Below are 23,287 nucleotides of genomic sequence, written 5' to 3' on the forward strand. Positions count from 1 at the left end.
CCATCCGGCCGCCACCTCCGCCCCCCACCATCTCAGGGGCCAACCCCTCAGATGGTGGGTTGCACCAGCAGAATCCGGTGGTGCAACCCACAAGCTCAGGGGTTGACCCCTCAGACGTTCAAGACCCGGCGACCGAACAACGGCCGGATCACGGGAATCCGCACGCCACCCCATGCCTGCTGGTGCAACCCACAAGCCCAGGGGTTGACCCCTCAGATGGTGGGTTGCAGCAGGAGAATCCGGTGGTGCAACCCACAATCTCCGGGGTTGACCCCTGAGACGTTGGCGGGTGCGGGCTAGGTGAGGGTGGGGAGGATTAGCGTGTCGGTCAACAGCTTGGCGGTTTTGCGGAGGGTGGCGGGGGACGACGCCAGGTCCGCGGCCAACGAGTACGGGGTTAGCGTTTCGCCGGGGCCTACTAGGCGATGCCGATGCGCGAGGAGCCAGACGATGGCTCGGGGCCAAGTCGAGAGGCGGGCTTTGGCCAGGAGGTCGGGGGCTTCGCGGACTAGGCGTTCGGCGATGTCGAAGGCGTCGGGGGCGTAGGCGTTGCCTAGGGTTTCGCCGGCCATGAGCCAGGCGTGGGGGGCCAGGACCGAGAGGGTTGCGGCTTGGGACTTGTCCAGGCCTTGGAGGTCTGGCTGGGGTGGGGTGCCTAGGCCGGAGAGGGCTCGGTAGGCGTCTTCCAGGTCGCTGGTGGTGTCGTCGAGGAGGACGCGTTCGCCGACGGGGTCGATGATGGCGGCGGCTTCGAGGGCTGGGCTCCAGACGTCGACGGCGTCGACGGCTTCTTCGACGACGTCGAGGGCCAACTGGGTGCGGTCACCGGCGTAGGCGAGCCAGGCTTTGACGACAACCGGTACGGCGGCGAAGTAGGTGCTGTCGGCAAGGACCTTGCGGGGGAGCCAGTGGGCGAGGAAGAGCTCGACCAGTACGGCGCTCACTCGCAGCGGACCGCCGACAGTGTGGTCGACGGCGTGGTCGATCCAGAGGCGGACGATGTCGGCGGCGTCGTCGGGGAGGCCCGCGGTGGAGTCGAGGAAGTCGTCGACCAGCTTGTCGCGCTGACGCGGGGACAGCAGCGGGCGGATCGGCGGACGGATGGGGCGCTCGGGCAACTGGGTGAGGCGATTCACCAGCAGGGCCGAGAAGAATTCGAAGTCCTCGGTCACCGGTGGGTCGTCGTAGTCGTTGGTTTCGCCGAGGGCCTGCAGGATGATTCCGGCGGCGGTCGGCGGGCGCACGGTCCTGATCGTGACGCGGCCGCCGCGCTGATAGGCGTCGAGCACGCGATCGACGGGCGGGCCGACGAAGACGTCTTTCACGATCGCGCCGATGTTGTTGTCGATGAAGACGACGACGGTGTGCGGATGCTGCTCGTCGTCATAATCCAGTACGACGCTCAGTCCGTCGCCGGTGATGTCCTCGGACACGATGGCGCTGGTGAGCCGGAATCCGGCGATCCGGGTGACCCAGTCCGGCACCTCGTCCTCGGTGCGCAACCGGGACAGGTGGGCCCGCTGCAAGGGCAGTCGGCCGGCCGGACCGACCGTACGGGCCAGGGAAGTCAGCAGGTGGAACGACTCGGGATCACGGCGCTCACCGAGCACGCGGGCGGCGTCGGCCCAGAAAAAACGTTCGACCTCACCGATTTCGTCGGGGCGCCCGGCCGGCCAGAGCTGGTCGGCGAGCATCGCGGCCGACCGCGCCACCGAGGCTTCGGCGATCACCGGGTGCAGGCTGCGCGGAGCGGCGGCGAGGTCGAAGATCAGGGTCTCGAGCAGGGTTTCGAGCACGGCGACACTCGGCGTGGTGTCGACATCGACGCCGGCCGCTGGTGCCTGGGTGGGGTCAGGGTTCGAATCGACGAGGCGCAGGTGATTGCGCCGTCCGTCTCGCCCTCGGGGTGACTTGGTCACCTTCGTGAGGTTACCGCCCGCCGCCAGCCCACCGCAGGCCCCCAGGCGCGTCCTGTGGACAACTGTTTGGACACACCGTGAACAAATAACCACGGCCTGTGCATTCCGGCGCTCCGGGATACACAGGCCGTGACGAACGATCAGCCCTTGAGGGCTCCGGCCATCAGTCCACCGATGAACCAGCGCCCGAGCAGGATGTAGACGAGCAGCGTCGGGAACGACGTGATCAGCGCTCCCGCCATACTGGCCGCGTAGTCGACTTTCTGCCCACCGGACAGTGCCGCGAGCCCGAGTGTCACCGGGCCGTTGTTCTGCTGGGTGAGGAACAGCGCGAACAGGAAGTCGTTCCAGACCGAGGTGAACTGCCAGATCAGCGTCACCACGAAACCGGAGATCGAGACCGGCAGGATGATCCGGAGATAGGTCTGGATCAGCCCGGCGCCGTCCACCCGCGCCGACTCGATGATCTCGGTCGGGATCACCGTCGCGTAGTAGTTGCGGAAGATCAGCGTGCAGATCGGGATGCCGTAGATGCAGTGCGCCAGGATCAGCGTCGGCACTCCGCGGGTGACGTCCAGCGCGGTGAACGTCGTCCGCAGCGGCAGCATCACCGCCTGGTAGGGGATGAACATCCCGAACAGGATGAACGCGAACACCAGGTTCGCGCCGGGGAACCGCCATCGAGCCAGCACGAACCCGTTCGCCGAGCCGATCAGCGAGGCGATGATCGCGGCCGGCACCGCCAGCGTGAGCGAGCGGATCATGTACGGCTGCAGGACCGTCCAGGCCTTCTGCCACGGCTCGATCGTCCACGTCTGCGGCAACGACCACTGCGCGGCGGCGGTCGTGTCCTGCGACGTCTTGAAGCTCGTGATCACGACGACGTACACCGGCGTCAGCACGAACAGGAGGAACAACAACAGCAGGATGTAGCGAACCGTCCGGCTCCTGCGAGTCGACCCGTCCGCGATCACCCCGCGACTCTTCGGCGTACGACGGATTGCCGCCGCGGCCGAACCAGTTGCATCTGCGGCGCTCACTCGTCTGCCTCCTGCCGAACGGTGTAGGCGACATACGGAATCACCAGGACAGCAACAACGGCTAGCAGAACGATCGCGATCCCAGCCGCTTTCGCCTGATCACTCCGTAGCAGCGTGTTCCACATATAGACCGCTGGAACCTCGGTACGGAACTGGTTCGGCCCCGTGATCGCGTAGATCAGGTCGAACAGTTTCAGCGACATGTGCCCCAGGATGATCAGCGCCGAGAGCGCGATCGGGGACAACTGCGGGAACAGCACGTACCGGTACAGCTTGAACTCCGAGGCGCCGTCGACCCGGGCCGCTTCGCGCAGCTCGGCGGGGATACCGCGGAAGCCGGCCAGGAACAGCGCCATGATGTAGCCCGACAGCTGCCAGACCGCAGGGAGTGCGATCGACATCATCGTGGTCCACCGACTGCCGGCGGTCCACCACGGGTTCTCGAGGAAGTTCAGGTGCAGGATCGAGAACAGCCGGTTCAGGCCGCGCGCGTCCTCACCCTGGGACGGGTTCAGCAACCAGCTCCAGACCACACCCGAGGCGATCATCGAGACCGCCATCGGGAACAGGAAGACCGACCGGAAGATGCTCTCCCCCGGGACGCCCTTCTCCAGCAGCAGGGCCCAGAGCAGGCCGAAGATCAGCGTGCCCACGATGAAGGCCACCGTGAGCACGCCGAGGTTCTTCAGCGAGTTGACGAACCGTTCCTCACCGAACAGATTCGCGTAGTTCTCGAAGCCGACGTAATCGACCGGGCCCTTGCGGGCCGTGTGCCGAGCAGTGAGCGACGTGTTGAACGTCCACGCGATCAGCCCGTAGACGAAGTAGCCGAGCAGCAGCACGGTCGGCAACAGCACCAGGGCGCCTGGGCCCCAGGTCCGGATTCTTCCGTGCATGCTCAGCTCACCGCCTCGAAGCCGGTCCCCAACTCGCGCCGCATCAGCTCGTCTTCAGCGCGGTGCCGAGAGCCGTCTGCAGCTTCGCGACGTCCTGCGCACCACTGAACTGGCTCAGCGCGGACAGGATGTCGTTGTTCTGACCGGCGGAGCAGGCCGAGCCGTGGGCGCAGGAGCCCGCGATCTTGTCCTTCTTCCAGTCGGCCATCGCAGCCTGCTGGTACTTCGGGTAGTCCGCCGCAACAGCGTCGGACCGGGCCGGGATCGAGCCCTTCTTGGTGTTGAACGCCTTCTGGCCCTCGGCCGAGCCGACGGTCTTCAGCCAGCACTTGGTGCCTTCGGGGTTCTGCCCGTTGGTCGGCAGCGTGAAGGAGTCCGCCAGGAACTGGAAGGTGCCCGCGGTGCCCGGGGACGGCCAGTAGGTGTAGTCGGCTTCCTTCACACCATCGGCCAACTGCTGCGCGGCGACCCAGTCACCCATCAGCGTGTAGCCGGCCTGGCCCTTGTTCACGTACTGCAGCGCATCCGGCCAGTCGATCGACTCACGGTCGACGTTGGTGAAGCTCAGCAGCGTCTTGTACTTGTTCAGGGCGGCGGTGACATTCGCGCCGGCCCAGTCGGTCTTGCCGTCCCACAGACCGTTGAACGCGTCCGTGCCCAGCTCGCCGAGCAGCACGGCCTCGACCAGCATCTCCTGGGCGAAGCCCTTGGACACGGCCAGCGGTGCCTTGACCCCAGCGTTCTTCAGCTTGGTCAGGTCCGCGATCCAGGCGTCGACGGTGGCCGGAGCCTTGGTGCCGTCGATGCTTGCCTTCTCCAGGACCTTCGGGTTCGCCCACACCACGTTGGCGCGGTGCACGTTGGCCGGGATCGAGTAGATCTTGCCGTCGACGGTCAGCTGGTCGATCAGGTTCTTCGGGAACGCCGTGTCCAGACCGAAGTCCTTGTACAGCGAGCTGACGTCGTCGACCTGACCGGCGTTGATGTAGTCCTTCAGCTCCGCACCCGCGTGCGCCTGGAAGGTGGACGGCGGCTTGCCGGCCTGCAGGTCGTTGGCCAGCACCTGCTTCGCGTTCGCACCGGCACCACCGGCGACCGCGGAGTTGACGAAGTTGTAGTCCTTGCAGTCGGTCTTGAACACCGACACCAGACCGTCCAGACCGGCCTTCTCACCACCGTCGGCCCACCAGGTGAAGACGGTGACGTTCTTGGTGGCGGTGTCCCCACTGCCACCGCCGTCACCGCTGTTACCGCAGGCGCTCACCGCGAGAAGACCCGCTGCGCTCAGCACCGCGAAGGTCTTGCTCAGACCACCACGCATTTTGCACTCTCCGATCAAGCAGTTGTGGCGCCGCCGTTGACAACGATGCCCCCTTGACACCGCCCCACTCTGGGCACGACCGACTCGTGTGTCAACGATGTAAGCAAGCGCGTTGCGCAACCGTCATCGCACCGCGCGGGGGCGATGAGAGCGCGCACATTCGATCGGTTATGAGCGTTTATGTGTGTTACGGACCGCCCACTCAGCGTTACGGACGGAGCATGACCTTGATCGCCCGGCGCTCGTGCATGGCCTTGTAGCCGTCGGCCACCTCGGCCAGTGGCAGGTCCAGATCGAAGACCTTCCCGGGGTTGATCTCCCCGGCCAGTACGGCGTCCATCAGCTCCGGGACGTAGGCCCGGACCGGCGCCATCCCACCGGCCAGCCCGACGTTGCGCCGGAACATCTTCCCGATCGGAACCTCGACCCCGTGCGGTACGCCGACGAACCCGACCGTCGCACCGGGCCGTGCAACGTCGAACGCGGTCTCCATCGACTGCCCGGTCCCGACACACTCCAGTACGGCGTCCGCCCCGACCCCACCGGTCAGTTCCAGTACGGCCTCCCGCGCCTCTTCACCGCGTTCGGAGACGATGTCCGTGGCGCCGAACTCGACGGCCAGCTTCTGCCGCGACTCGTGCCGCGACAGCGCGATGACCCGCTCGGCGCCCATTCGCGCCGCAGCCAGTACGCCGGACAGCCCGACCGCACCGTCACCGACCACAACCACCGTGTCGCCGGCCTTCACCCGCGCGGACCGAGCGGCGTGCCAGCCGGTCCCCATCACGTCGGACAGCGTCAGCAGCGACGGGATCATTGCCTCGTCCGGCAGCTCCGGAGTCGCGACCAGCGTGCCATCGGCGTACGGGAGTTTCACGTACTCGCCCTGGCCGCCGTCGGCGCGGCTGCTGCCGTAACCGACCAGGTTGTCGCAGGCGGTCTGGAACCCGGCCCGGCAATGCGGACAGGTCCCGTCACTGACCACGAACGGCGCGATCACGAAGTCACCCGGCTTGACCGTGCGGACGTCGGCGCCGATCTCCTCGACGATCCCGACGAACTCGTGCCCGATCCGGCTGCCCGGCTTGATCTTGTTCTCACCCCGGTAGGGCCACAGGTCCGACCCACAGATGCACGAGGCAACAACCCGCACCAGGGCGTCGGTCGGCCCGTCGATCTTCGGATCCGGAACGTCACTCAGCTGAATGTCGTACGGCGCGTGAATCGTGGTTGCTCGCATAAACCCACCTTAGATCGTGCTGTACCGCCCACGGCGATGAACCAGCGCCGGTACGTCGTCCGTTCCGAGCTCCACGTGGGCGATCTCCAGCTGGACTTGCAGGGCCCAGCCAACTTCGGGCGGGTCGGGGGTGACGAGGGTGCAGCCGGCCCACGTGCTCACCCCGACCGGAGCTGGGCCCCAGTCGGTGTCGGTCCAGTCGAGCATCCGGAACGGACCGCCGGGCGCAGGCGCGACGTAGCCGAAGGCGTCGGCCAACTGCTGGTGCGGTTGGCCGAGCAGGGCGACGACAGCGGTCTTTGCCTTGTGCAACGTTTCCCAGAGGTCCGAGTCCGGGTCGATCAGCCCGATCACGAACCCGGGCTCCCCGTCGGCCACGAGCATCGACGAAACGGTCAGGCCGGCCCGCTTACCGCCGCACGACGTGGTCCACAGGCCGACAGGCGATGGCAGTCGCCCGCGCAGCCGGCGTACCGGACTGCGCTCGGACTCGGGCGGCAAGAACGGATGATCGCCATGGATCGTCATACCTGCACGGTACTTATTCCACCGGCTTGGGCCTAACGGTCGAACTCTCCATCCTTCACACCCAGGATGAAGGCATTCCACTCGCCAGGCGTGAACCGCAGAACCGGGCCGGTTCCGCTGTCCTTGGTGTCGCGGACAGCCACGCGTCCGTCGTCAAGGAACGCGACCTCGATGCAGTTCCCGCCGCCGTTGCTCCGGATGCTCTTGCGCCACGCTGCTGCGTCCAGGTCACTCATGCCAGTTCCTTGCCTATCTTCGTGATGAAGTTCTGTGAGCTCTTCACATCGAGGGCGGCCGCCCAGATGTCCGTCCAGGCTGCTTCATACCGCTCGATCTCCTGCGGCTTATCCAAATAGAGCATCCCGAGAAACCCTTCGACATAGACGGTCGGTGGTTCAGCCAGCCGTCCGCTCCCGTTCGATGGATAGCACAAGATCGAGAACGAGCCCGACCCCACTCCACGGTGATTGCTCGCCTCGAGTGGCACGACTCTGATCTCCACGTTGGACAGCTCACTCAGTTCTAGCAGGTGATCGAGCTGCTCGGCCATCGCCTTTCTCCCGCCGATCGGACGACGAAGCGCAGCCTCACCGAGCACCGCCCTGACCGCCAGCGGCGCCGTGGGACGGGTCAGGAGAATCCGGCGTGCGAGCCGCATTTCGGTGATCCGATCGATCCTCTCAGCGGTCAGCAACTCGGCCTCTGGGTGGCTGGCAGCGATGACCGCGCGAGCATAGGCCTCGGTCTGGAACAGACCGTCAATCAGGTCGGTCTGGTATGCCGACAGATCCGAAGCGGCCGACTCAAGGCCAACATAGACAGCGGCGTTCTCGCTGACTACATCCAAGTAGGAATGCCACCAGCCCTTGGATTTCGTCTCGCGAGCGAGAGCGGCCATCGCCTGGGTGAGATCGTCCGGGGCACCGTAGATCTGACACATACGTTCAACTTCGAGGGAACGCATCGGCACATCGCCGGCTTCCATCCTGAACAGCTTTGCCTCAGAGAAATCCATGGCCTGGGCCGCGGCCTTTGCCGTCATCCGGGCTTGGTTCCGCAACTCCCGCAGTTGCCGTCCAAGTTGTCGCCTCGGGACCGTGGAACCGCTTCTGGCCTGGGTCATGCCGTCGCCACCTCTCTTGATGCGCGGACTTTAACACTCACCGTGCGAGTGCCACTCGCCCATCGTCGCATTAGGCAAGTTCACTTGGGGATATGAGGCGTCGTGCGAGCTTGCTTCTTGCGATGACGCATGTTTCACTCTCTCGTATTCCACTTCGAGGAGTGATGGCGTCGTGACTGAACTGACCAGTGGGGCGGGGTTCCTGGGTCTGCACGCGGGGATCGACCGCGTCGTACGCCTCAAACCAGTGACGGGCGGAACAGGAATGTCGGAACCTCCGTCGCTGACCGAGCGAGAGATCCGGATCTACGTGGAGCGGTGCCCTGAGCCGCAGCAGCCGGCATTCGAGGGGTGGCTGCGCGGGACGCACCACCTGGACGGCGAGCTCATCGCCGCGGAGGTCCCGCCGCGCGATGGATCGCAGCAGAAGAGAGATCGCACCATTTGAGCCAGTGGGCGGGCGTACCGGTTTCCCTGCGCCTGCGCCCGCCCGCTGATCCACATCGCAGCTCAGCAGATGCGAGCCGACTCCCCGGCTGGCGTGAAAAGGAGGCACCGATGCCAGAGGAACCGCTTCACCTGCCGCGGTTGCGGATTTACGGATACCTGCTCGAATCGCTCCTGAAGACTGCAGACGCGTTCGATGTGCCGATGCACTTTGCCGAGTTCGCCGAGCAGCGTGGATACGACTTGAGCTGTATCTATCTAGAGCGACCAGCCACGATGCCGGCGGCGATCAATGCATTGCTCGACGAACTCGACGGGCTGCCATCGGGTACCGCGGTCGTCGCTGTGCCGACCTTCAGCCATCTGGCTCTGCCAGGCTGGGACCACCGCCACCTCGCCGAGCAACTACGCGAGGCGACGGGACTGCCTGTCATTCTCGCCGGATACGCATCATCCGCCGCGATGACCTGACAGTTGCGGCAATCTAGAGAACGTCAGGCATGACGCCTAGATTGGATGACCCGGAAGCGACTCGCAACGTATGCGCCGTCGGTATAGGTCGAATTCGCCGCCGGATTGGCGCCAGTGCCGTGAAAATCACTGAACGCAGCCGACTGGTTCACAAAAACGGGTCCGGTCAGGTTCTCCGACAGCGCGACCCCGGCGTCGAGCGCGGCGTCGCGGGTCTGGTCGACGACACCGGCATCGGTCGAGTAAAGGCCCGCGGTCATCGCGCCGCCCTCGATCACGGTCTGCTGGAACAGCGCGATCGACTCCGCGGTGCCGGCGGTCTTGATCAGGAACGAGACCGGCCCGAAGCACTCCCGGCCGTACACATCGCTGTCCTTGGCATCGAGCGCGACCAGCAGCGGCGTCCGGACGACAGCCTCCGGGAAGGCCGGGTGCTTGATCTCCCGCGACTCCAGTACGACGTCGCCGTACTCGCCGGCGAGGTCGAGGCGGCTGATCACGGCGTTGTTCACGATGCCGCCGAGGATCTCGACCGCTCGCGCGTCGTCGCCGAGCAGCTTGCTCATCGCACCGGCGATCCCGGCCCCGACCTCGTCGAAGGACTTGTGTCCCTCGTCGGTCTCGATCCCGCCGGCCGGGATGAAGATGTTCTGGGTGGTGGTGCACATCTGGCCCGAGTACAGCGCCAGCGTGAAGGCGAGGTTCCCGGTCAGCGCCTTGAAGGCGTCGGTGGAGTCGATGATGACCGCGTTCACGCCGGCCTTCTCGGTGAAGACCGAGGCCTGCGTCGCATTCTGCTCCAGCCAGTCACCGAACTCGGTGCCGCCGGTGAAGTCGATCAGCTTCACCTCGGGCCGCGTGGCCAGCGGCTTGGCGAGGCCGTCACCGGCCTTCTCGACGGCCAGGGTGACCAGGTTCGGGTCGAAACCGGCCTCGGCGAGCACCTCGCGGAAGACCTCGACGGTCATCGCCAGCGGCAGCACCGCGCCCGGGTGCGGCTTGACGACGACCGCATTGCCGGTCACCAGCGAGGCGAACAGGCCCGGCCAGGAGTTCCAGGTCGGGAAGGTGTTGCAGCCGATCACCAGCGCGACGCCGCGGCCGGTGACGGTGAAGGTCTTCTGCATCCGGATCGGCTCGCCCTTGGCCGGCTTCTCCCACAGCGCGTCGGCCGGGTAGCGGCTCATCTCCTCGTGCGCGTAGGCGACTGCCTCCAGCGCCCGGTCGAGCGCGTGCGCGCCACCGGCCTGGAACGCCATCACGAACGCCTGGCCGCTGGTGTGCTGCACCGCGTTGGCCAGCTCGAACACCCGCTTGTGCAGCCGGTCGAGGATCTCCAGTACGACGCCGGTCCGGCCGTCCACTCCGGCGTTACGCCAGCCGGTCAGCCCCTTGCGTGCCGCCTCGAGCAGTTCGTCCAGACCGGCCTCGACCGTCCGCGGGTACGACACGTCCAGCTTGATGCCGAACGGCGACTCCTCGGTGATGACCGTGCCGCGGGACCCGGGGGTCTCCACGGCGTACGTCGTACCGAGGTGGGCCTCGAACGCGGTCTGGCCGTCAGCGGCCGCCGTCTCGCCGTACACGCGCGGGCTGGGGGACTCCGGGAACGCGGAGTGGTAGCCGCGGGACCGGATCGCGGTCAGTGCGGCGTCGAGACGGTCACGGTGAGCTGCGAGCAGGTCCGAGGTCATGACCCTGATGTTACAGTCATTGTCGTAATCGGGGCTAGAGTGTCACATCACCTCTTCACGAAGGGGCAATTTCGGCATGGGCGACGATCTGGCGAACCGCGTGGCCGCGGCGATGTGGGCGGACGATGCTGCCTCCGCCGCGCTCGGCATGCGCCTAGTGGCCGTCGCGGAAGGTCTGGCCTCCGTCGAGATGACGGTGCGCGACGACATGGTGAACGGGCACGGGATCGCGCACGGCGGCTTTGTCTTCACGCTGGCCGACTCCGCGTTCGCCTTCGCGTGCAACTCGCGGAATCAGGTGACCGTCGCGCAGGCCTGCGACATCGTCTTCGTCGCACCTGCCCAGCGCGGTGACCTGCTGACCGCTACCGCGACGGAGCGCACGACCTTCGGCCGGAACGCGATCTACGACGTGACGGTCCGCCGCGGCGACGACGTGATCGCCGAGTTCCGTGGCCGTAGTCGCCAGTTGTCCGGAAAAATTGTGGAGGAGCACGCATGACGCGCGAGGCGTTCTTGGTTGATGGAGTCCGGACGCCGATCGGCCGGTACGGCGGTGCGCTGGCGACCGTCCGCCCGGATGATCTGGCCGCGCACGCGATCCGCGCGCTGCTCGCTCGGCACGCATCTCTCGACCCGGCGCTGATCGACGACGTCATCCTCGGCTGCGCCAATCAGGCAGGCGAGGACAACCGCAACGTCGCCCGGATGGCCGTGCTGCTGTCCGGTCTCCCGGTCGAGGTCCCCGGTACGACGATCAACCGGCTCTGCGGGTCCGGTCTCGACGCACTCGCGTATGCCGCCCGGTCGATCATTGCTGGGGACAACGACGTACTGATTGCCGGTGGCGTCGAGTCGATGTCGCGAGCACCTTTTGTGATGCCCAAGGCAACTACTGCATTCTCCCGGCAGGCCGAGGTGTTCGACACGACCATCGGCTGGCGATTCGTGAACCCGGCATTGCAGGCGCAGTACGGGATCGACTCGATGCCGGAGACCGCGGAGAACCTGGCCGCCGACTTCAACATCTCCCGCGAAGACCAGGACCTGTTCGCACTGTGCAGTCAGCAGCGCGCCGCCAAGGCTCAGGCGAACGGGCGGCTGGCTGAGGAGATCATTCCGGTCGAGGTCCCGGGGAAGCGCGGTGCCGTGACGGTCGTCGACACCGACGAGCACCCGCGCGAGACGACCCTCGAAGCGCTCGCTGGCTTGCGGACACCGTTCCGCACCCCGGGCACGGTCACCGCAGGCAACGCTTCCGGCGTGAACGACGGCGCAGCCGCCCTGCTCGTGATGAGCGGCGCGATGGTTGAGCGCCTGGGCGTCACGCCGCTGGCTCGGATCGTCGGTACGGCGACTGCCGGCGTACCGCCTCGGATCATGGGGATCGGGCCTGCGCCCGCTACCCGCAAGCTGCTTGACCGTACTGGGGTCGCTTTGGCGGACGTCGGTGCGATCGAGCTGAATGAGGCGTTCGCCTCGCAGTCGTTGGCAGTGCTGCGCGAGCTCGGGCTTCCCGACGACGCGGAGCACGTCAACCCGAACGGCGGCGCCATCGCTCTGGGTCACCCCCTGGGGATGTCCGGCGCCCGTCTCGCTCTCACCGCCGCCTTGGAGCTTCGCCACCGCGATGCCGGGTACGCGCTGGCCACCATGTGTATCGGCGTCGGACAGGGCATCGCGACCCTGCTCGCCAAGCCTTAGGAGTACTTGGATGCTCGGTGATGCGTGCCCCGAGGAGTTGCTGGACGCCGGCGAACGACTGTCGGTGGACGAACTCCGGTCCCGGCAATTGTCGTTGCTGCAGGCAACTGTTGCGACGACGTACGAGAAAGTGCCGCACTATCGGAAGGCGCTGGACGAGGTCGGGTTCGCCCCCGGCGATCTGAAGGAGCTCTCCGACCTGAGCCGGTTGCCGTTCACCGGCAAGAAGGATCTGCGGGACAACTACCCGTTCGGGATGTTCGCCGTACCGCAGTCCGAGGTGTCGCGCGTGCACGCCTCGTCGGGCACGACGGGCCGGCCGACAGTGGTCGGCTACACCAAGCAGGACATCGACACCTGGGCCAACCTGATGGCGCGGTCGATCCGGGCCGCCGGTGGGCGTGCGGGCGATACCTGCCATGTCGCCTATGGCTACGGCCTCTTCACCGGCGGGCTCGGCGCGCACTACGGAGCCGAGCGGCTCGGATGCACCGTCGTACCGATCTCCGGTGGGATGACCGAGCGTCAGGTCGATCTGATCCGCGACTTCGGAGCCCGGATCATCATGGTCACCCCGTCGTACTTCCTCGCCATCATCGACGAGATGGAACGCCGCGGGCTGGACCCGCGCGACACGTCGTTGCGGATCGGCATCTTCGGCGCGGAGCCGTGGACCGAGCAGATGCGCACCGAGGTCGAGCAGCGCACCGGCATGCACGCCGTCGACATCTACGGCCTGTCCGAGGTGATGGGCCCCGGCGTCGCCCAGGAGTGCGTCGAGACCAAGGACGGCCTGCACATCTGGGAGGACCACTTCTACCCGGAGATCATCGACCCGGTCACCGGCGAGGTCCTCCCCGACGGCTCCGAAGGCGAGCTCGTCTTCACCACCCTCACCAAACAAGCCTTCCCCGTCCTCCGCTACCGCACCCGCGACCTGACCCGCCTCCTCCCCGGTACGGCGCGCCCTGGCATGCGCCGGATGGAGAAGATCACCGGCCGCACCGACGACATGATGATCGTCCGCGGCGTCAACGTCTTTCCCACCCAGATCGAAGAACAGATCCTCGGAGTCGAGGGCCTCACCCCGCACTACCTCTGTGTCCTCACCCGCCCCGGCCGCATGGACGAACTCACCGTCCAGGTCGAAGCCGCCCCCGACCTCACCGACCGCCCGACGGCCGCCGCCGCATTGTCCCGCCGCATCAAGGACCGCGTAGGCGTCACCGCCAAGATCGAGATCGTCGACCCGCACGCCCTCGAACGCTCCCTCGGCAAAGCCAAACGCATCAAAGACAACCGCTAGCCCCGCCCCGCCGTGCTCACAGCGGAAGGACGGTTGTGCGGTGCTGGTGCTCGAAGACCACCGAGCTGCGGATATCCGCGATCTCCTGCCGTTTGGCGAGGTCGAGGACCAGGTCTCGCAGTGCCTGGGCATCCTTGACCGCGACGTGGGCCAGGAAGTCGGAGGCGCCGGACACCATGAACATGTCGAGTGTCTGCGGGAGCTGCATCACGTAGTCCTGGAAGGCGGTGGCGACGGCCATCGCCTGGGGGCGCAGTTTGATCGAGATGATCGCCTGCATCGCGCGATCGATCGCCTTCAGGTCGACAGCGGCGTGGTAGCCGCTGATCACCCCACGCTCGCGGAGAGTGCGGATTCGCTCCAGGCAGGTGGACGGCGCGATGCCAAGCTCGGCGGCCATGTCGCGGTTGGTGCGGCGGGCATCGTTCTGCAGAATCCGCAGCAACGCCGTATCAAGTTCGTCCATGTGCACAATTTTCGCAGATCTGCCGAACGATGTTCGGTAGACGACGTGAGGTCTTGTACGTCGGGCTAGGTTTCCGAGGTGCTGACGAACAAGATCGTGGTCGTGATTGCGACCGACGCCCCGATCGGGGTCGCCCTCAACACCGCCGCACTGCTCGGCGTCGGCCTCGGCCACCGGCACGCCGAAACAGTCGGCGCCGACACCGTGGACGCCGGCGGAAATCCGCACACCGGCATGTCGGCGTACCCGATCCCTGTCCTCAAGGCGACGCCGGAACGGCTGCATGAGCTGCGGGCGCAAGCCGCGGCCCGCGACGACGTGATCGTGCACGACATGAATCAGATCGCCCAGCAGGCCAGGACGTACGAGCAGTTCAGCGACACCTTGGCCGGCACCAAGCCGGAGGACGTCGAGTACCTCGGACTCGCGATCCACGGTCCCCGCCAGGCCGTCGACTCCCTGACCGGGGCACTCGCGCTGTACCGCTGACCAAGCCATCTTTGTGCACCCACCAGTCGCATTTCGTCGGCGGAAATGGTTGGTGCGTTCTCAAAGATGCGTAGTACGGTGCTGCTCTACGCGGAAGGAGGTGAGTGCGATGTTGTACCGAACCGTCGTGCTGCCCTTCTGCCGTGCCTGCGGCTGAGGGCAGCTCCCAGCACCAGGAGCTCTCGTATGACCGCAGTACCGCGTCCCGCACTGTCCGCGCCTGAGCGTGAGCAGTTGATCGGATGGCTGGATCACCAGCGATCCTTCGTCCGGATGAAGTGCACCGGACTGTCCGAAGAAGATGCCCACCGCAACGTCGTACCGACGTCGCCGTTGATGACGCCGGCCGGGCTTGTCGCTCACCTGCGCTGGAACGAGTACGGCTGGTTCCAGCAGAGCGTGCTCGGGGTCCCCGACACCGGCCAGACTCCGTGGACCGAAGACGGCCACCCCGATGCCGAGATGCTCGTCGACGACGTACCGATCGCTCAGCTGCTCGACGAGTACGACGCCGAGTGCGCGCGCTCGAATGCGGCGATCGCCGACCTCTCGCTCGACGCACTGGAAAAGGGCACCGGCCAAGGCGAACCCGCCTCGCTGCGCTACGTGCTCTGCCACATGATCGAGGAGACCGCCCGGCACGTCGGGCACCTCGACATCATTCGTGAATTGATCGATGGCCGCACTGGCTACACCAAACTTGAGGAGACTGCATGAGACCATCCCTGACCGGTGACGAGCGTGAGCAGCTTGTCGGCTGGCTCGACCACCTTCGGTCGCTCGTCCGCGTGAAGTGCGAGGGCCTGACCGAGGAGGACGCGCATCGCGTCGTGCTCCCCACCTCGCCGCTCACCAATGTCGCCGGCCTGGTCGCGCATCTGCGCTGGGTGGAGTACAGCTGGTTCCAGCAGAACCTCGCGGGTGTCCCCGACACCGGGCAGACCCCATGGACGGCGGATGGTCATCCGGACGCCGAGATGCTGGTGGACGACGTACCGCTGGCGCAGCTGCTCGACGAGTACGAGGCCGAGAATGCGAGATCGAATGCGGTCGTTGCCGCAATGGACCTCGGGGACCTCGAACAGGCCGTCGTACGGGAGAGTGGGCGGGCCTCCGTGCGGTACGTGCTGTGTCATCTGATCGAGGAAACGGCCCGGCATCTCGGGCACCTCGACATCGTCCGCGAGCTGCTCGACGGCGGGGTCGGCTACGAGTCGATGAGCTGACTGTTTGCGAACCGGCTGGCCGGTTGTCGTGGCGGGTCTCCGTCACGGCGACCGGGCCGGTTCCGGCGCCGCCAAGGGGTGGATAGGATGTCCGGGATCTGGCACGGGGTAGCCGACAAGAGGTGCAATGAGGGAACCCTCCGTACGCCGCTATTCCGGGCGATCGGTCGAGGAGTGGAAGGCTGCGCGCCGGGAACGATTGCTGGCCGCGGCATTGGAGTTGTTCGGGACCGAAGGGTATCCGGCGACATCGGTGGAACGCCTGTGTACACAGGCGAAAGTGTCGACACGGCACTTCTACCACGAGTTTCAGAACAAGGAAGCCGTACTGCTCGCGGTGCACGCGCAGGTGATCGAGCTGACCGTCCGGAACACCGGGGATGCGATCCGGCAGACCGATGGCCGGCCGGTCCGGGAACGCATCGTCGCGGCGGTCGACAGCTACCTGAAAACCATCATGGCCGATCTACGGCTGGCGCGGATCTCGTTCGTCGAGGTCGTCGGCACGAGTCCGGCGGTCGAGGAGCAGCGGCTCGCGTTCCGGGATCTGCTGATCGCAGGGGTGCGCGACCTCGGTGACAAGGCCGCGGCCACGGGGGAGATCGAGCGCCGGGACTTCCGGTTCGTCGGTCTCAGTTTCTTCGGCGCGGTCAACGCGGTCGTCTACGACTGGATGCTCGCCGAGCCGCGGCCGCCCGAGCAGAAGGTGCAGAATTCCCTGCGGGAGCTGGCGGTTCAGCTCATGACGGGCTGAATCGCTTCCGCAGTTCGTCGAGGGCGTCGTCCCGCGTCAGCGCCGCACCAGCGGCGTACGCCGTTTCGAATGCGTCGGCACCGAGTTGCTCTCGTAGCTGCTCGGTGACGGCGCGGACGTCGGCGTCCGGCATGCTGCGCATACCCCGCAACGCGGCCGCGAGACCGAGGGTGCGCGCACCGAGCTCCGCGTCGCCGTCCGCGAGAGCGATCTCGGCCGCGGTCTCCACGATCGTCGCCGTGACCGGCATGTCCGCGCTGGTCATGGCGATCTCGACCGCCTGCCGATTCGCGGTGCGGGCCGAAGTGAGATCGCCGCGCCGCAGGTCGATCCGCCCGGTCTGCGCCAGCAGCATCGCCGTACCGTGCGGTGCAATCCGATCGAACGAGTCACCGAGCATCGACTGGGCGCGTTCGATCAGCTCCTTCGCCTCGTCCAGCCGGCCGGCCCGCAACTCGATGCGGGAGAAGCCGAACAGCGACATCGCCTCGCCCTCGCGGGAGCCGTTCTCCTCGGCGATCCGCAGCGCCTGCTGCTGCGTCGTCCGGGCGCCTTCGAGGTCGCCGAGCTCGAGCTTGCTGACCGCGGCAGCCCCCAGTAGTTGCCCGGCGCCCTCGGTGGTGCCGAGCTCCGCGAACAGCCGCATCGACTCCTCGAGCGAATCCAGCGCGGCCTGGTGCTCACCGCGAGCGGCCTGCAGGCTCGCCATCCCGCGCAGCGCCATCGACGTACCCCAGCGATCGCCAAGCTCCCGGAACCCTTCGAGCGCGACCCCGAGGTCGGCGTCCATCTGGACAGGTTCGCCCTCGTTGTCGCGGAACATCGCGAGCAGTAGCGAAGCCATGTGCCGGGTCCACGGCTCCGGGTGATCCCGCGCGGCCTCGAGCTCGGTGAACGCAGTGACGGTGTCGCGGCGCAGCGCCGCCCACATCGCATTGACGAACCGGCCGACGGCCGAGTCGTGGACGATCTGGTGCTGCCGCGACAACAGCCGAACCTCGGCCAGCAACCGCAACGCTTTGGGGATCATCACCACCGCGTCCTCTTCGGTGGACATGGTGCCGAAGGAAAGCATCATCAGCGTGATCGCCCGCTCGACCGGCACGCTCGGCCCCGGTACGGCGAGCGCTGCGCGCATCCAGCCGACCGCTTCGGACGGGCGGCCGCTCACGTTCCAGAACTCCGCGAGGACTGCGACCATCTGCACCGAGTTCCGCGCCGAGCCGGAGTCGATCGCACTGCGCAGCGCATCGGTCAGGTTGTCGTGATCCGCCTTCAGCCGGGCGATCCATTCGACCTGCGCGCGGGTCCGGAGCTTCGGTGCGGCCTGTCGCAGCAGCCGCCGGAAGTAGGTGGTGTGCGCCTGCCGGACCCGATCCCGCTCACCAGCGGCCGCGAGCTGCTCGGCGCCGTACGCGCGGACTGTCTCGAGCATTCGGTAGCGCACGGACCGCTCGCCGGAAACTGCTTCGACGAGCGATTTGTCGACAAGAGAAGCCAGTACGCCGAGCACCGCCTCGGGCGGCAGGTTGTCGTCACTGCAGACCTGCTCGGCGGCTTCCAAAGTGGCGCCACCAGAGAACAGGGAGAGTCGACGGGCGACTGCCTGCTCGTCGTTGTCGAGGAGATCCCAGCTCCACTCGACGACCGCACGCAGCGTTTGATGCCTGGGAAGTGCGGTCCGCGAACCGCTGGTCAGCAAGCGGAACCGGTCCTTGAGCCGATCGACGATCAGCTCCGGCGTCATCGCCCGCAGCCGCGCGGCGGCGAGCTCGATGGCCAGTGGCATTCCGTCGAGCCGGCGGCAGATCTCGGCGACAGCGATCCGGTTCGAGTCGGTCAGCTCGAAGTCGGGCCGAACCGCGCGGGCCCGGTCGACGAACAGCTGGACCGCGGCGTACTCATCGCTCGACGCGTCTTCAGGCGGCAGGCCGAGCGGCCCGACCGGATGGAGGTGCTCCCCCGGAATGCTCAGCGGCTCGCGACTCGTCGTCAGCACCCGCAGCCTTGGGCACACCGCGAGCAGCGAGTCGACCAACCCGGCGACCTCGTGGACCAAGTGCTCACAGTTGTCGAGCACCAGCAGGACCCGCCTGTCGGCGATCACCTCGACCAGGCGCTCAGTCGCCGCCCGACTTGCCCGCAACTGCTTGGGCACGAGACTCGACGGTGGCACCACATCGACGTACTCGCTCGCACCGAGAGCAGACAGTACGGCGGGGGCCACCTCGGCCGCGTCGCCGAGCGGCGCGAGTTCGACGAGCCAGATGCCGTCACCGCTCTGCTCGACCAGTGTCCGACCGGTCTCGGTCGCCAGGCGGGTCTTCCCGGCGCCACCAGGACCGACCATCGTGACCAGGCGAGTGCCGTTGCTCAGCAGGCGGGTCAGCTCGGCGACATCCTCATGGCGGCCGACGAAGCTCGTCATCGGGGCGCGCAGATTGCTCTTCGGCTCGGCCGGCATCGGCGCCGGCGTGGTGACCGCGACCGGGTCGACGATCTCACCGCGCAGAACCGCGACATGGACGTCGCGCAACCGCGCGCCCGGATCCGCACCGAGCTCCTCGGCGAGCGTCGTACGGACTCGCTCGTACGCCGACAGTGCCTCGGCTTGGCGGCCGTCGGCGTAGAGGGCTCGGATCAGGAGCTCGTGGAGGCGTTCGCGGAGCGGATGCGTGGCGGCGAGGTGTTCGAGCTCGGTGATGAGGTCGCGGGCCCGGCCGCAGGTGACGGCGGCCTCGGCGAGATCCTCGGCGGCACCGAGCCGGAGCTCGGTCAGCCGATCCGCCTCGATCTGCGCGAACGGGAGGTCGCGCAGGTCCGCGAAAGCGTCACCGCGCCAGAGCTTCTCGGCCTGCGAAAGCAGCGAGTGTGCTTGCTCCGGATCGGAGCCAAGCAGCGCGCGACCGCGCCGTACGAGGTCTTCGAACTGCTGGGCGTCGACGCAGTCCGGACCGATCGTCAGCGTGTAGCCGGCCGGGCCGGACTGGATCGAAATACTCGACTCGGTCGCGGGCAGACTCGACCGCAACCGCGAGACGAGCGACTGCAGCGCGTTGGCGCTGGGCGCTCCGGTGCCCCACAGACCGTCGACCAAAGTGTCGACGCTGACCGGCTTCCCGGCATTCAGCGCGAGCCGCGCCAGCAACCCGCGCAGGCGGACGCCGCGGACGTCGAGCGGAGTTCCGTCGGCCGCCCACATCGCGAGAGGACCGAGCACCGCTATGCGCACTGCACCAGCCTCGCACATACGGGTTCCCCACGGCTCTGCCTTTTGTCATCTCCCTCGCTTATTGTCGACTGTCGTGACCGAACTCGCTGCGCAGACGCAGACCGCCCTCACCCGACTCGTCGCCGACCGCCAGGCCACCGGCCGCGTCCCCTCCGTGGTCGGCGCCGTCGCCCGCGCCGGATCGCTGACCTGGTCGCATGGCGCCGGCTCCGCCGACCTGGCCAACCCCGGAGTACCGCCGACCGCGGACTCGCAGTTCCTGATCGCCTCGCAGAGCAAGACGCTGACGGCGGTCGCCATCCTGGCGCTGCGCGACGAGGGCAAGCTCAGCCTGGACGATTCGCTGGAGACGCACGTCCCGGAGAGCAAACACGGCAACGTCACCATCCGGCAGATGCTCAGCCACGCGAGCGGCATGCAGCGCGAACCCGTCGGCGACGTCTGGGACCTGATGAAGTTCCCGGACCGTGACGAGCTCGTCGCCGGCTGGAACGACGCCGACCGCGTCGGCAAACCGCACCACCGCTTCCACTACTCGAACCTCGTCTACTCACTCCTCGGCGAGGTCGTCGCCAGGCTCGACGGCAAACCCTGGTACGACGCCATCAAGGCGCGCATCCTCGATCCGCTGGAGATGCGCCGTACGACGGTCGGCATGGACGGCGGACCCGCCGCGACCGGCTACTACGTGCCGCCGTTCTCCGACGTACCGGTCGTGGAGCCGTTGCTCGACATCAAGGCGATGGCGGCCTGCGGCGGTCTCGCCAGTACGGCGGCAGACCTGGCCAAGTGGGCCATGTTCGTCGCGAACCCGGTCTCCGAGGTGCTGTCGAAGGACACCCTCGAGGAGATGTGCCAGGTCCAGATCATGGCCGACACCGCCCGCTGGCAACTCGCCTTCGGCCTCGGCTTCATGCTCTTCCGCCGCGGCAACGACCTGTACGTCGGCCACGACGGCGGCATGCCCGGTCACATCACCTCGACCTTCGTCCACCGCGCCTCCGGCACCGCCGGCATCTGCCTCCAGGCGTCCACCTCGGCCCCGGCCCCGTCGGCGCTGGCCATCGACCTGATCACCACGGTCCTGGAGCAGGACCCGCTCCCCACCGACCCCTGGTTGCCCGGCACCCCGGTCCCCGTCGAACTGACCGGCGTACTGGGGCCGTGGTGGACCGAGGGCTCCCCCTTCAACTTCACCGTGAAGGGCGGGGTGTTGCAGGCCAAGTCCCCCGCCGCCGCCGATTGGCAGGCCCCCGCCGTCTTCGAGCGCATCGCTGACGACACCTACCGCACGATCTCCGGCCGCGAGGTCGGCGAGCTCCTCACGATCACGAGAGACGCCACCGGCACCCCCATGAAGTTGCACTGGGCAACTTATCTCTGCACCCGCGAACCCCTGGCCTTCGCCGACATCCCCCACTGACCCAACACCCCCTTCGCGCCCAAAGAGCAGCCCGCCACTCGACAACCGGCGGACTGCTCTTTGTGCGTCTTCCCCAACCTTGGGGGCCCACCAACCATTCTGAGGCCGCAAAAATGGTTGATGCGTGCCCAAAGATGGACCTCGTGCCCAAAGAGAAGGCGACCCACCTTTGGGTACGTCGTGGGGGCGGGGCGGGGTAGCGGTCAGGTGCGGCGGCGGTAGGCGCGGATGGCCAAGGGAGCGAAGACTGCTACCAAGCCGACCATCCAGGCCAGGGTGACCAGCAGGGGCTTCTGGATGGGGCCGCCGCCCATCAGGGCTCGTTCGAGGTTGACCAGGTACGGGATGGGGCTGTACTTGGCGAACTCCTGGAGGAAGCCAGGCATGGTGCTGGTGGGGGCGAAGATGTTGCTGCCGAAGGTGAGCGGGAACATCACCAGGAAGGCGATGCCCTGGACGCCTTGGGCGGTCTTCATGGTGAGGCCCAGCCAGACCCAGATCCAGCACATGGACAGGGCGAAGCCGAGGACGATCACGAGTCCCAGCAGGCCGTAGCCGACGCCGTTGTCGAAGCGGAAGCCGAGGGCGAAGCCGGTGGCCATCAGAATCACGATCGAAAGCATGTAGCGGACGGCGTCGCCGAGGACGGCGCCGATCAGCGGGGAGATGCGAGCGATCGGGAGACTGCGGAAGCGGTCGAAGACGCCTTTGGCGAAGTCGTCGTTCAGGCCGACGCCGGTGCCCATGGTGGAGAAGACCACCGTCTGGACGAGCAGGCCGGGCAGCAGGAACGGCAAGTAGCCGCGCCAGCCGCCGCTCGTGGAGATCGCGCCGCCGAAGACGAACAGGAACAGCGTCAGGAAGATGATCGGCTGGAACGTCACGTCCGCCAGGGCTTCGGGGTTCTGCCGGATCCGCACAATGTTGCGCCAGGCAAGCGTCAGGCTCTGCTGCACCCAGGCGAAGGGCCGGGACCTGTACGCCGGTACGTTCTCGATAGTTGCCGTGGTCATCGGCCTACTCCTTCCAGGATGTCGACGGGACGCTCTTCGGCGGCGTGACCGGTGAGGGCGAGGAAGACCTCGTCCAGACTGGGCAGGCGGAGCGCCAGTTCGGTGACTGCGATACCGGCTTCGTCGAGACGGCGGACGACGACCGGCAGCGACGTACCGTCGGTGACCGGTGCGCTGACCAGTGCGTTCACGACGTCGACGCTCGGGCGGACGCCGACTGCTTCGGCGACGATCGCGGCGACGCGTTCGAGGTGGGCAGGCTCAGCCGGCCGTACGTCGAGAGTCTGCTTACCTGCTTGGGCCTTCAGCTCGGCGGGTCGGCCGGATGCGACCACGCGCCCCTTGTCGAACACCATCAGGGAGTCGGCCAGTGCATCGGCCTCCTCCAGGTACTGCGTGGTGAGCAGCACCGTGGTTCCGTCCAGGACGAGGTCGCGGATGGTTTCCCACACGCCGTTGCGGGCATGCGGATCCAGACCCGTGGTGGGCTCGTCGAGGTACAGGATGCTGGGGTTGCCGACCAGGCTCGCGGCCAGGTCGAGCCGGCGCCGCATACCGCCGGAGTAGGTCTTAGCGATCCGGTCACCGGCATCGGTCAGCTCGAACCGATCAAGCAGCTGCGCGGCCTTGCTCCGGGAGTCCGCCCGGGACATCCCGAGCAGCCGGCCGATCATGACCAGGTTGCGGCGGCCGGACATGTCCTCGTCGACCGAGGCGTACTGCCCGGTCAGCCCGATGATGCTGCGGACCTTGGCCGCCTCCCGGACGACGTCGTACCCGCCGACTGTGGCGTGGCCGGCGTCGGGACGCAGCAGGGTGCCGAGGATCCGGACCGCTGTCGTCTTCCCGGCGCCGTTCGGGCCGAGCACTCCGAGCACTGTCCCGGTCGGGACAGTCAGGTCCACCCCGGCCAGCGCAGTCGTGTTGCCGTACTTCTTGACCAAGCCGACCGCCTCGATGGCGACCTGGTTCGATGTAGTCATCGAGTTCCTCCC

The 23,287-nt window shown here is 67.1% G+C and carries 23 protein-coding genes; 10 read left to right on the forward strand and 13 right to left on the reverse strand.

Annotated features, from left to right (window positions below; translation table 11 throughout):
* Positions 1-296: 296 nt before the first annotated feature.
* From E1263_RS20020 to E1263_RS20055, 8 genes are all read right to left on the reverse strand, one after another.
* On the reverse strand, positions 297-1,919 hold the full coding sequence (locus tag E1263_RS20020) for a hypothetical protein (RefSeq protein WP_238161340.1): 1,623 nt from the start codon (positions 1,917-1,919) through the stop codon (positions 297-299).
* Between the two features lie 140 nt (positions 1,920-2,059).
* Positions 2,060-2,920, reverse strand: coding sequence for a carbohydrate ABC transporter permease (locus tag E1263_RS20025; protein ID WP_420323385.1), 861 nt, complete (start codon positions 2,918-2,920; stop codon positions 2,060-2,062).
* A 35-nt stretch (positions 2,921-2,955) separates the two neighbouring features.
* A complete protein-coding gene (locus tag E1263_RS20030; RefSeq protein WP_132169545.1) occupies positions 2,956-3,855 on the reverse strand; it encodes a carbohydrate ABC transporter permease in 900 nt (299 codons plus the stop codon).
* A 43-nt stretch (positions 3,856-3,898) separates the two neighbouring features.
* Positions 3,899-5,176 (reverse strand): ABC transporter substrate-binding protein, encoded by a 1,278-nt coding sequence (locus E1263_RS20035; RefSeq protein ID WP_132169547.1) that lies wholly within the window; start codon positions 5,174-5,176, stop codon positions 3,899-3,901.
* Positions 5,177-5,384: 208 nt separating this feature from the next.
* The gene (locus E1263_RS20040) at positions 5,385-6,416 is read right to left on the reverse strand and encodes a zinc-dependent alcohol dehydrogenase family protein (RefSeq protein ID WP_132169549.1); all 1,032 of its coding nucleotides are present in this window, start codon (positions 6,414-6,416) and stop codon (positions 5,385-5,387) included.
* Positions 6,417-6,425: 9 nt separating this feature from the next.
* Positions 6,426-6,944 (reverse strand): flavin reductase family protein, encoded by a 519-nt coding sequence (locus E1263_RS20045; RefSeq protein ID WP_132169551.1) that lies wholly within the window; start codon positions 6,942-6,944, stop codon positions 6,426-6,428.
* A 32-nt stretch (positions 6,945-6,976) separates the two neighbouring features.
* Positions 6,977-7,180 (reverse strand): DUF397 domain-containing protein, encoded by a 204-nt coding sequence (locus tag E1263_RS20050; RefSeq protein ID WP_132169553.1) that lies wholly within the window; start codon positions 7,178-7,180, stop codon positions 6,977-6,979.
* Positions 7,177-8,067 (reverse strand): helix-turn-helix domain-containing protein, encoded by an 891-nt coding sequence (locus E1263_RS20055; protein WP_132169555.1) that lies wholly within the window; start codon positions 8,065-8,067, stop codon positions 7,177-7,179. The genes E1263_RS20050 and E1263_RS20055 overlap by 4 nt, the downstream gene beginning before the upstream one ends.
* Positions 8,068-8,239: 172 nt before the next feature.
* Here E1263_RS20055 and E1263_RS20060 point away from each other — a divergent pair, with 172 nt between their 5' ends.
* Positions 8,240-8,515: a hypothetical protein gene (locus E1263_RS20060; RefSeq protein ID WP_132169557.1), complete on the forward strand. Its 276-nt coding sequence runs from the start codon at positions 8,240-8,242 to the stop codon at positions 8,513-8,515.
* Positions 8,516-8,625: 110 nt separating this feature from the next.
* On the forward strand, positions 8,626-8,985 hold the full coding sequence (locus tag E1263_RS20065; protein ID WP_132169559.1) for an acetate and sugar kinases/Hsc70/actin family protein: 360 nt from the start codon (positions 8,626-8,628) through the stop codon (positions 8,983-8,985).
* Between the two features lie 23 nt (positions 8,986-9,008).
* On the opposite strand, the gene paaN is transcribed toward E1263_RS20065, so the two are convergent.
* On the reverse strand, positions 9,009-10,679 hold the full coding sequence (gene paaN / locus E1263_RS20070; RefSeq protein WP_132169561.1) for a phenylacetic acid degradation protein PaaN: 1,671 nt from the start codon (positions 10,677-10,679) through the stop codon (positions 9,009-9,011).
* Positions 10,680-10,755: 76 nt separating this feature from the next.
* Here paaN and paaI point away from each other — a divergent pair, with 76 nt between their 5' ends.
* Genes paaI through paaK form a run of 3 tightly spaced genes read left to right on the forward strand, consistent with a single transcriptional unit; the run spans position 10,756 to position 13,689 of the window.
* Positions 10,756-11,181: a hydroxyphenylacetyl-CoA thioesterase PaaI gene (paaI, locus tag E1263_RS20075; RefSeq protein ID WP_132169563.1), complete on the forward strand. Its 426-nt coding sequence runs from the start codon at positions 10,756-10,758 to the stop codon at positions 11,179-11,181.
* Positions 11,178-12,383, forward strand: coding sequence for a 3-oxoadipyl-CoA thiolase (gene pcaF / locus E1263_RS20080; protein WP_132169565.1), 1,206 nt, complete (start codon positions 11,178-11,180; stop codon positions 12,381-12,383). The genes paaI and pcaF overlap by 4 nt, the downstream gene beginning before the upstream one ends.
* Positions 12,384-12,393: 10 nt before the next feature.
* Positions 12,394-13,689 carry a phenylacetate--CoA ligase PaaK gene (paaK, locus tag E1263_RS20085; protein ID WP_132169567.1) on the forward strand — a complete coding sequence of 432 codons (1,296 nt, stop codon included), beginning with the start codon at positions 12,394-12,396 and terminating at the stop codon, positions 13,687-13,689.
* A gap of 16 nt (positions 13,690-13,705) precedes the next feature.
* On the opposite strand, the gene E1263_RS20090 is transcribed toward paaK, so the two are convergent.
* The gene (locus E1263_RS20090) at positions 13,706-14,155 is read right to left on the reverse strand and encodes an Lrp/AsnC family transcriptional regulator (RefSeq protein WP_132169569.1); all 450 of its coding nucleotides are present in this window, start codon (positions 14,153-14,155) and stop codon (positions 13,706-13,708) included.
* A 78-nt stretch (positions 14,156-14,233) separates the two neighbouring features.
* On the opposite strand from E1263_RS20090, the gene E1263_RS20095 reads away from it, so the two are divergent.
* The 4 genes from E1263_RS20095 (at position 14,234) to E1263_RS20110 (ending at position 16,624) form a co-directional block, all read left to right on the forward strand.
* Positions 14,234-14,644 (forward strand): DUF2000 domain-containing protein, encoded by a 411-nt coding sequence (locus E1263_RS20095; RefSeq protein WP_132169571.1) that lies wholly within the window; start codon positions 14,234-14,236, stop codon positions 14,642-14,644.
* A gap of 186 nt (positions 14,645-14,830) precedes the next feature.
* Positions 14,831-15,361, forward strand: a complete 531-nt coding sequence (locus E1263_RS20100) for a DinB family protein (protein ID WP_132169573.1) — start codon at positions 14,831-14,833, stop codon at positions 15,359-15,361.
* Positions 15,358-15,870, forward strand: coding sequence for a DinB family protein (locus E1263_RS20105; protein WP_132169575.1), 513 nt, complete (start codon positions 15,358-15,360; stop codon positions 15,868-15,870). Before E1263_RS20100 ends, E1263_RS20105 begins: the two co-directional genes overlap by 4 nt.
* A 127-nt stretch (positions 15,871-15,997) precedes the next feature.
* Positions 15,998-16,624, forward strand: coding sequence for a TetR/AcrR family transcriptional regulator (locus E1263_RS20110; RefSeq protein WP_132169577.1), 627 nt, complete (start codon positions 15,998-16,000; stop codon positions 16,622-16,624).
* Here E1263_RS20110 and E1263_RS20115 read toward each other — a convergent pair.
* On the reverse strand, positions 16,611-19,856 hold the full coding sequence (locus tag E1263_RS20115) for an AfsR/SARP family transcriptional regulator (protein WP_165956687.1): 3,246 nt from the start codon (positions 19,854-19,856) through the stop codon (positions 16,611-16,613). The genes E1263_RS20110 and E1263_RS20115 overlap by 14 nt on opposite strands.
* Before the next feature lie 73 nt (positions 19,857-19,929).
* On the opposite strand from E1263_RS20115, the gene E1263_RS20120 reads away from it, so the two are divergent.
* The gene (locus tag E1263_RS20120; RefSeq protein WP_132169581.1) at positions 19,930-21,279 is read left to right on the forward strand and encodes a serine hydrolase domain-containing protein; all 1,350 of its coding nucleotides are present in this window, start codon (positions 19,930-19,932) and stop codon (positions 21,277-21,279) included.
* 203 nt (positions 21,280-21,482) lie between these two features.
* On the opposite strand, the gene E1263_RS20125 is transcribed toward E1263_RS20120, so the two are convergent.
* Together E1263_RS20125 and E1263_RS20130 are read right to left on the reverse strand one after the other, a co-directional pair.
* Positions 21,483-22,292 carry an ABC transporter permease gene (locus E1263_RS20125; RefSeq protein WP_132169583.1) on the reverse strand — a complete coding sequence of 270 codons (810 nt, stop codon included), beginning with the start codon at positions 22,290-22,292 and terminating at the stop codon, positions 21,483-21,485.
* Positions 22,289-23,275 carry an ATP-binding cassette domain-containing protein gene (locus E1263_RS20130; protein WP_132169585.1) on the reverse strand — a complete coding sequence of 329 codons (987 nt, stop codon included), beginning with the start codon at positions 23,273-23,275 and terminating at the stop codon, positions 22,289-22,291. The genes E1263_RS20125 and E1263_RS20130 overlap by 4 nt, the downstream gene beginning before the upstream one ends.
* Positions 23,276-23,287: the final 12 nt, after the last annotated feature.

The sequence above is a fragment of the Kribbella antibiotica genome (genome assembly GCF_004349055.1).
In the GTDB taxonomy this organism is placed as follows: Bacteria; Actinomycetota; Actinomycetes; order Propionibacteriales; family Kribbellaceae; genus Kribbella; species Kribbella antibiotica.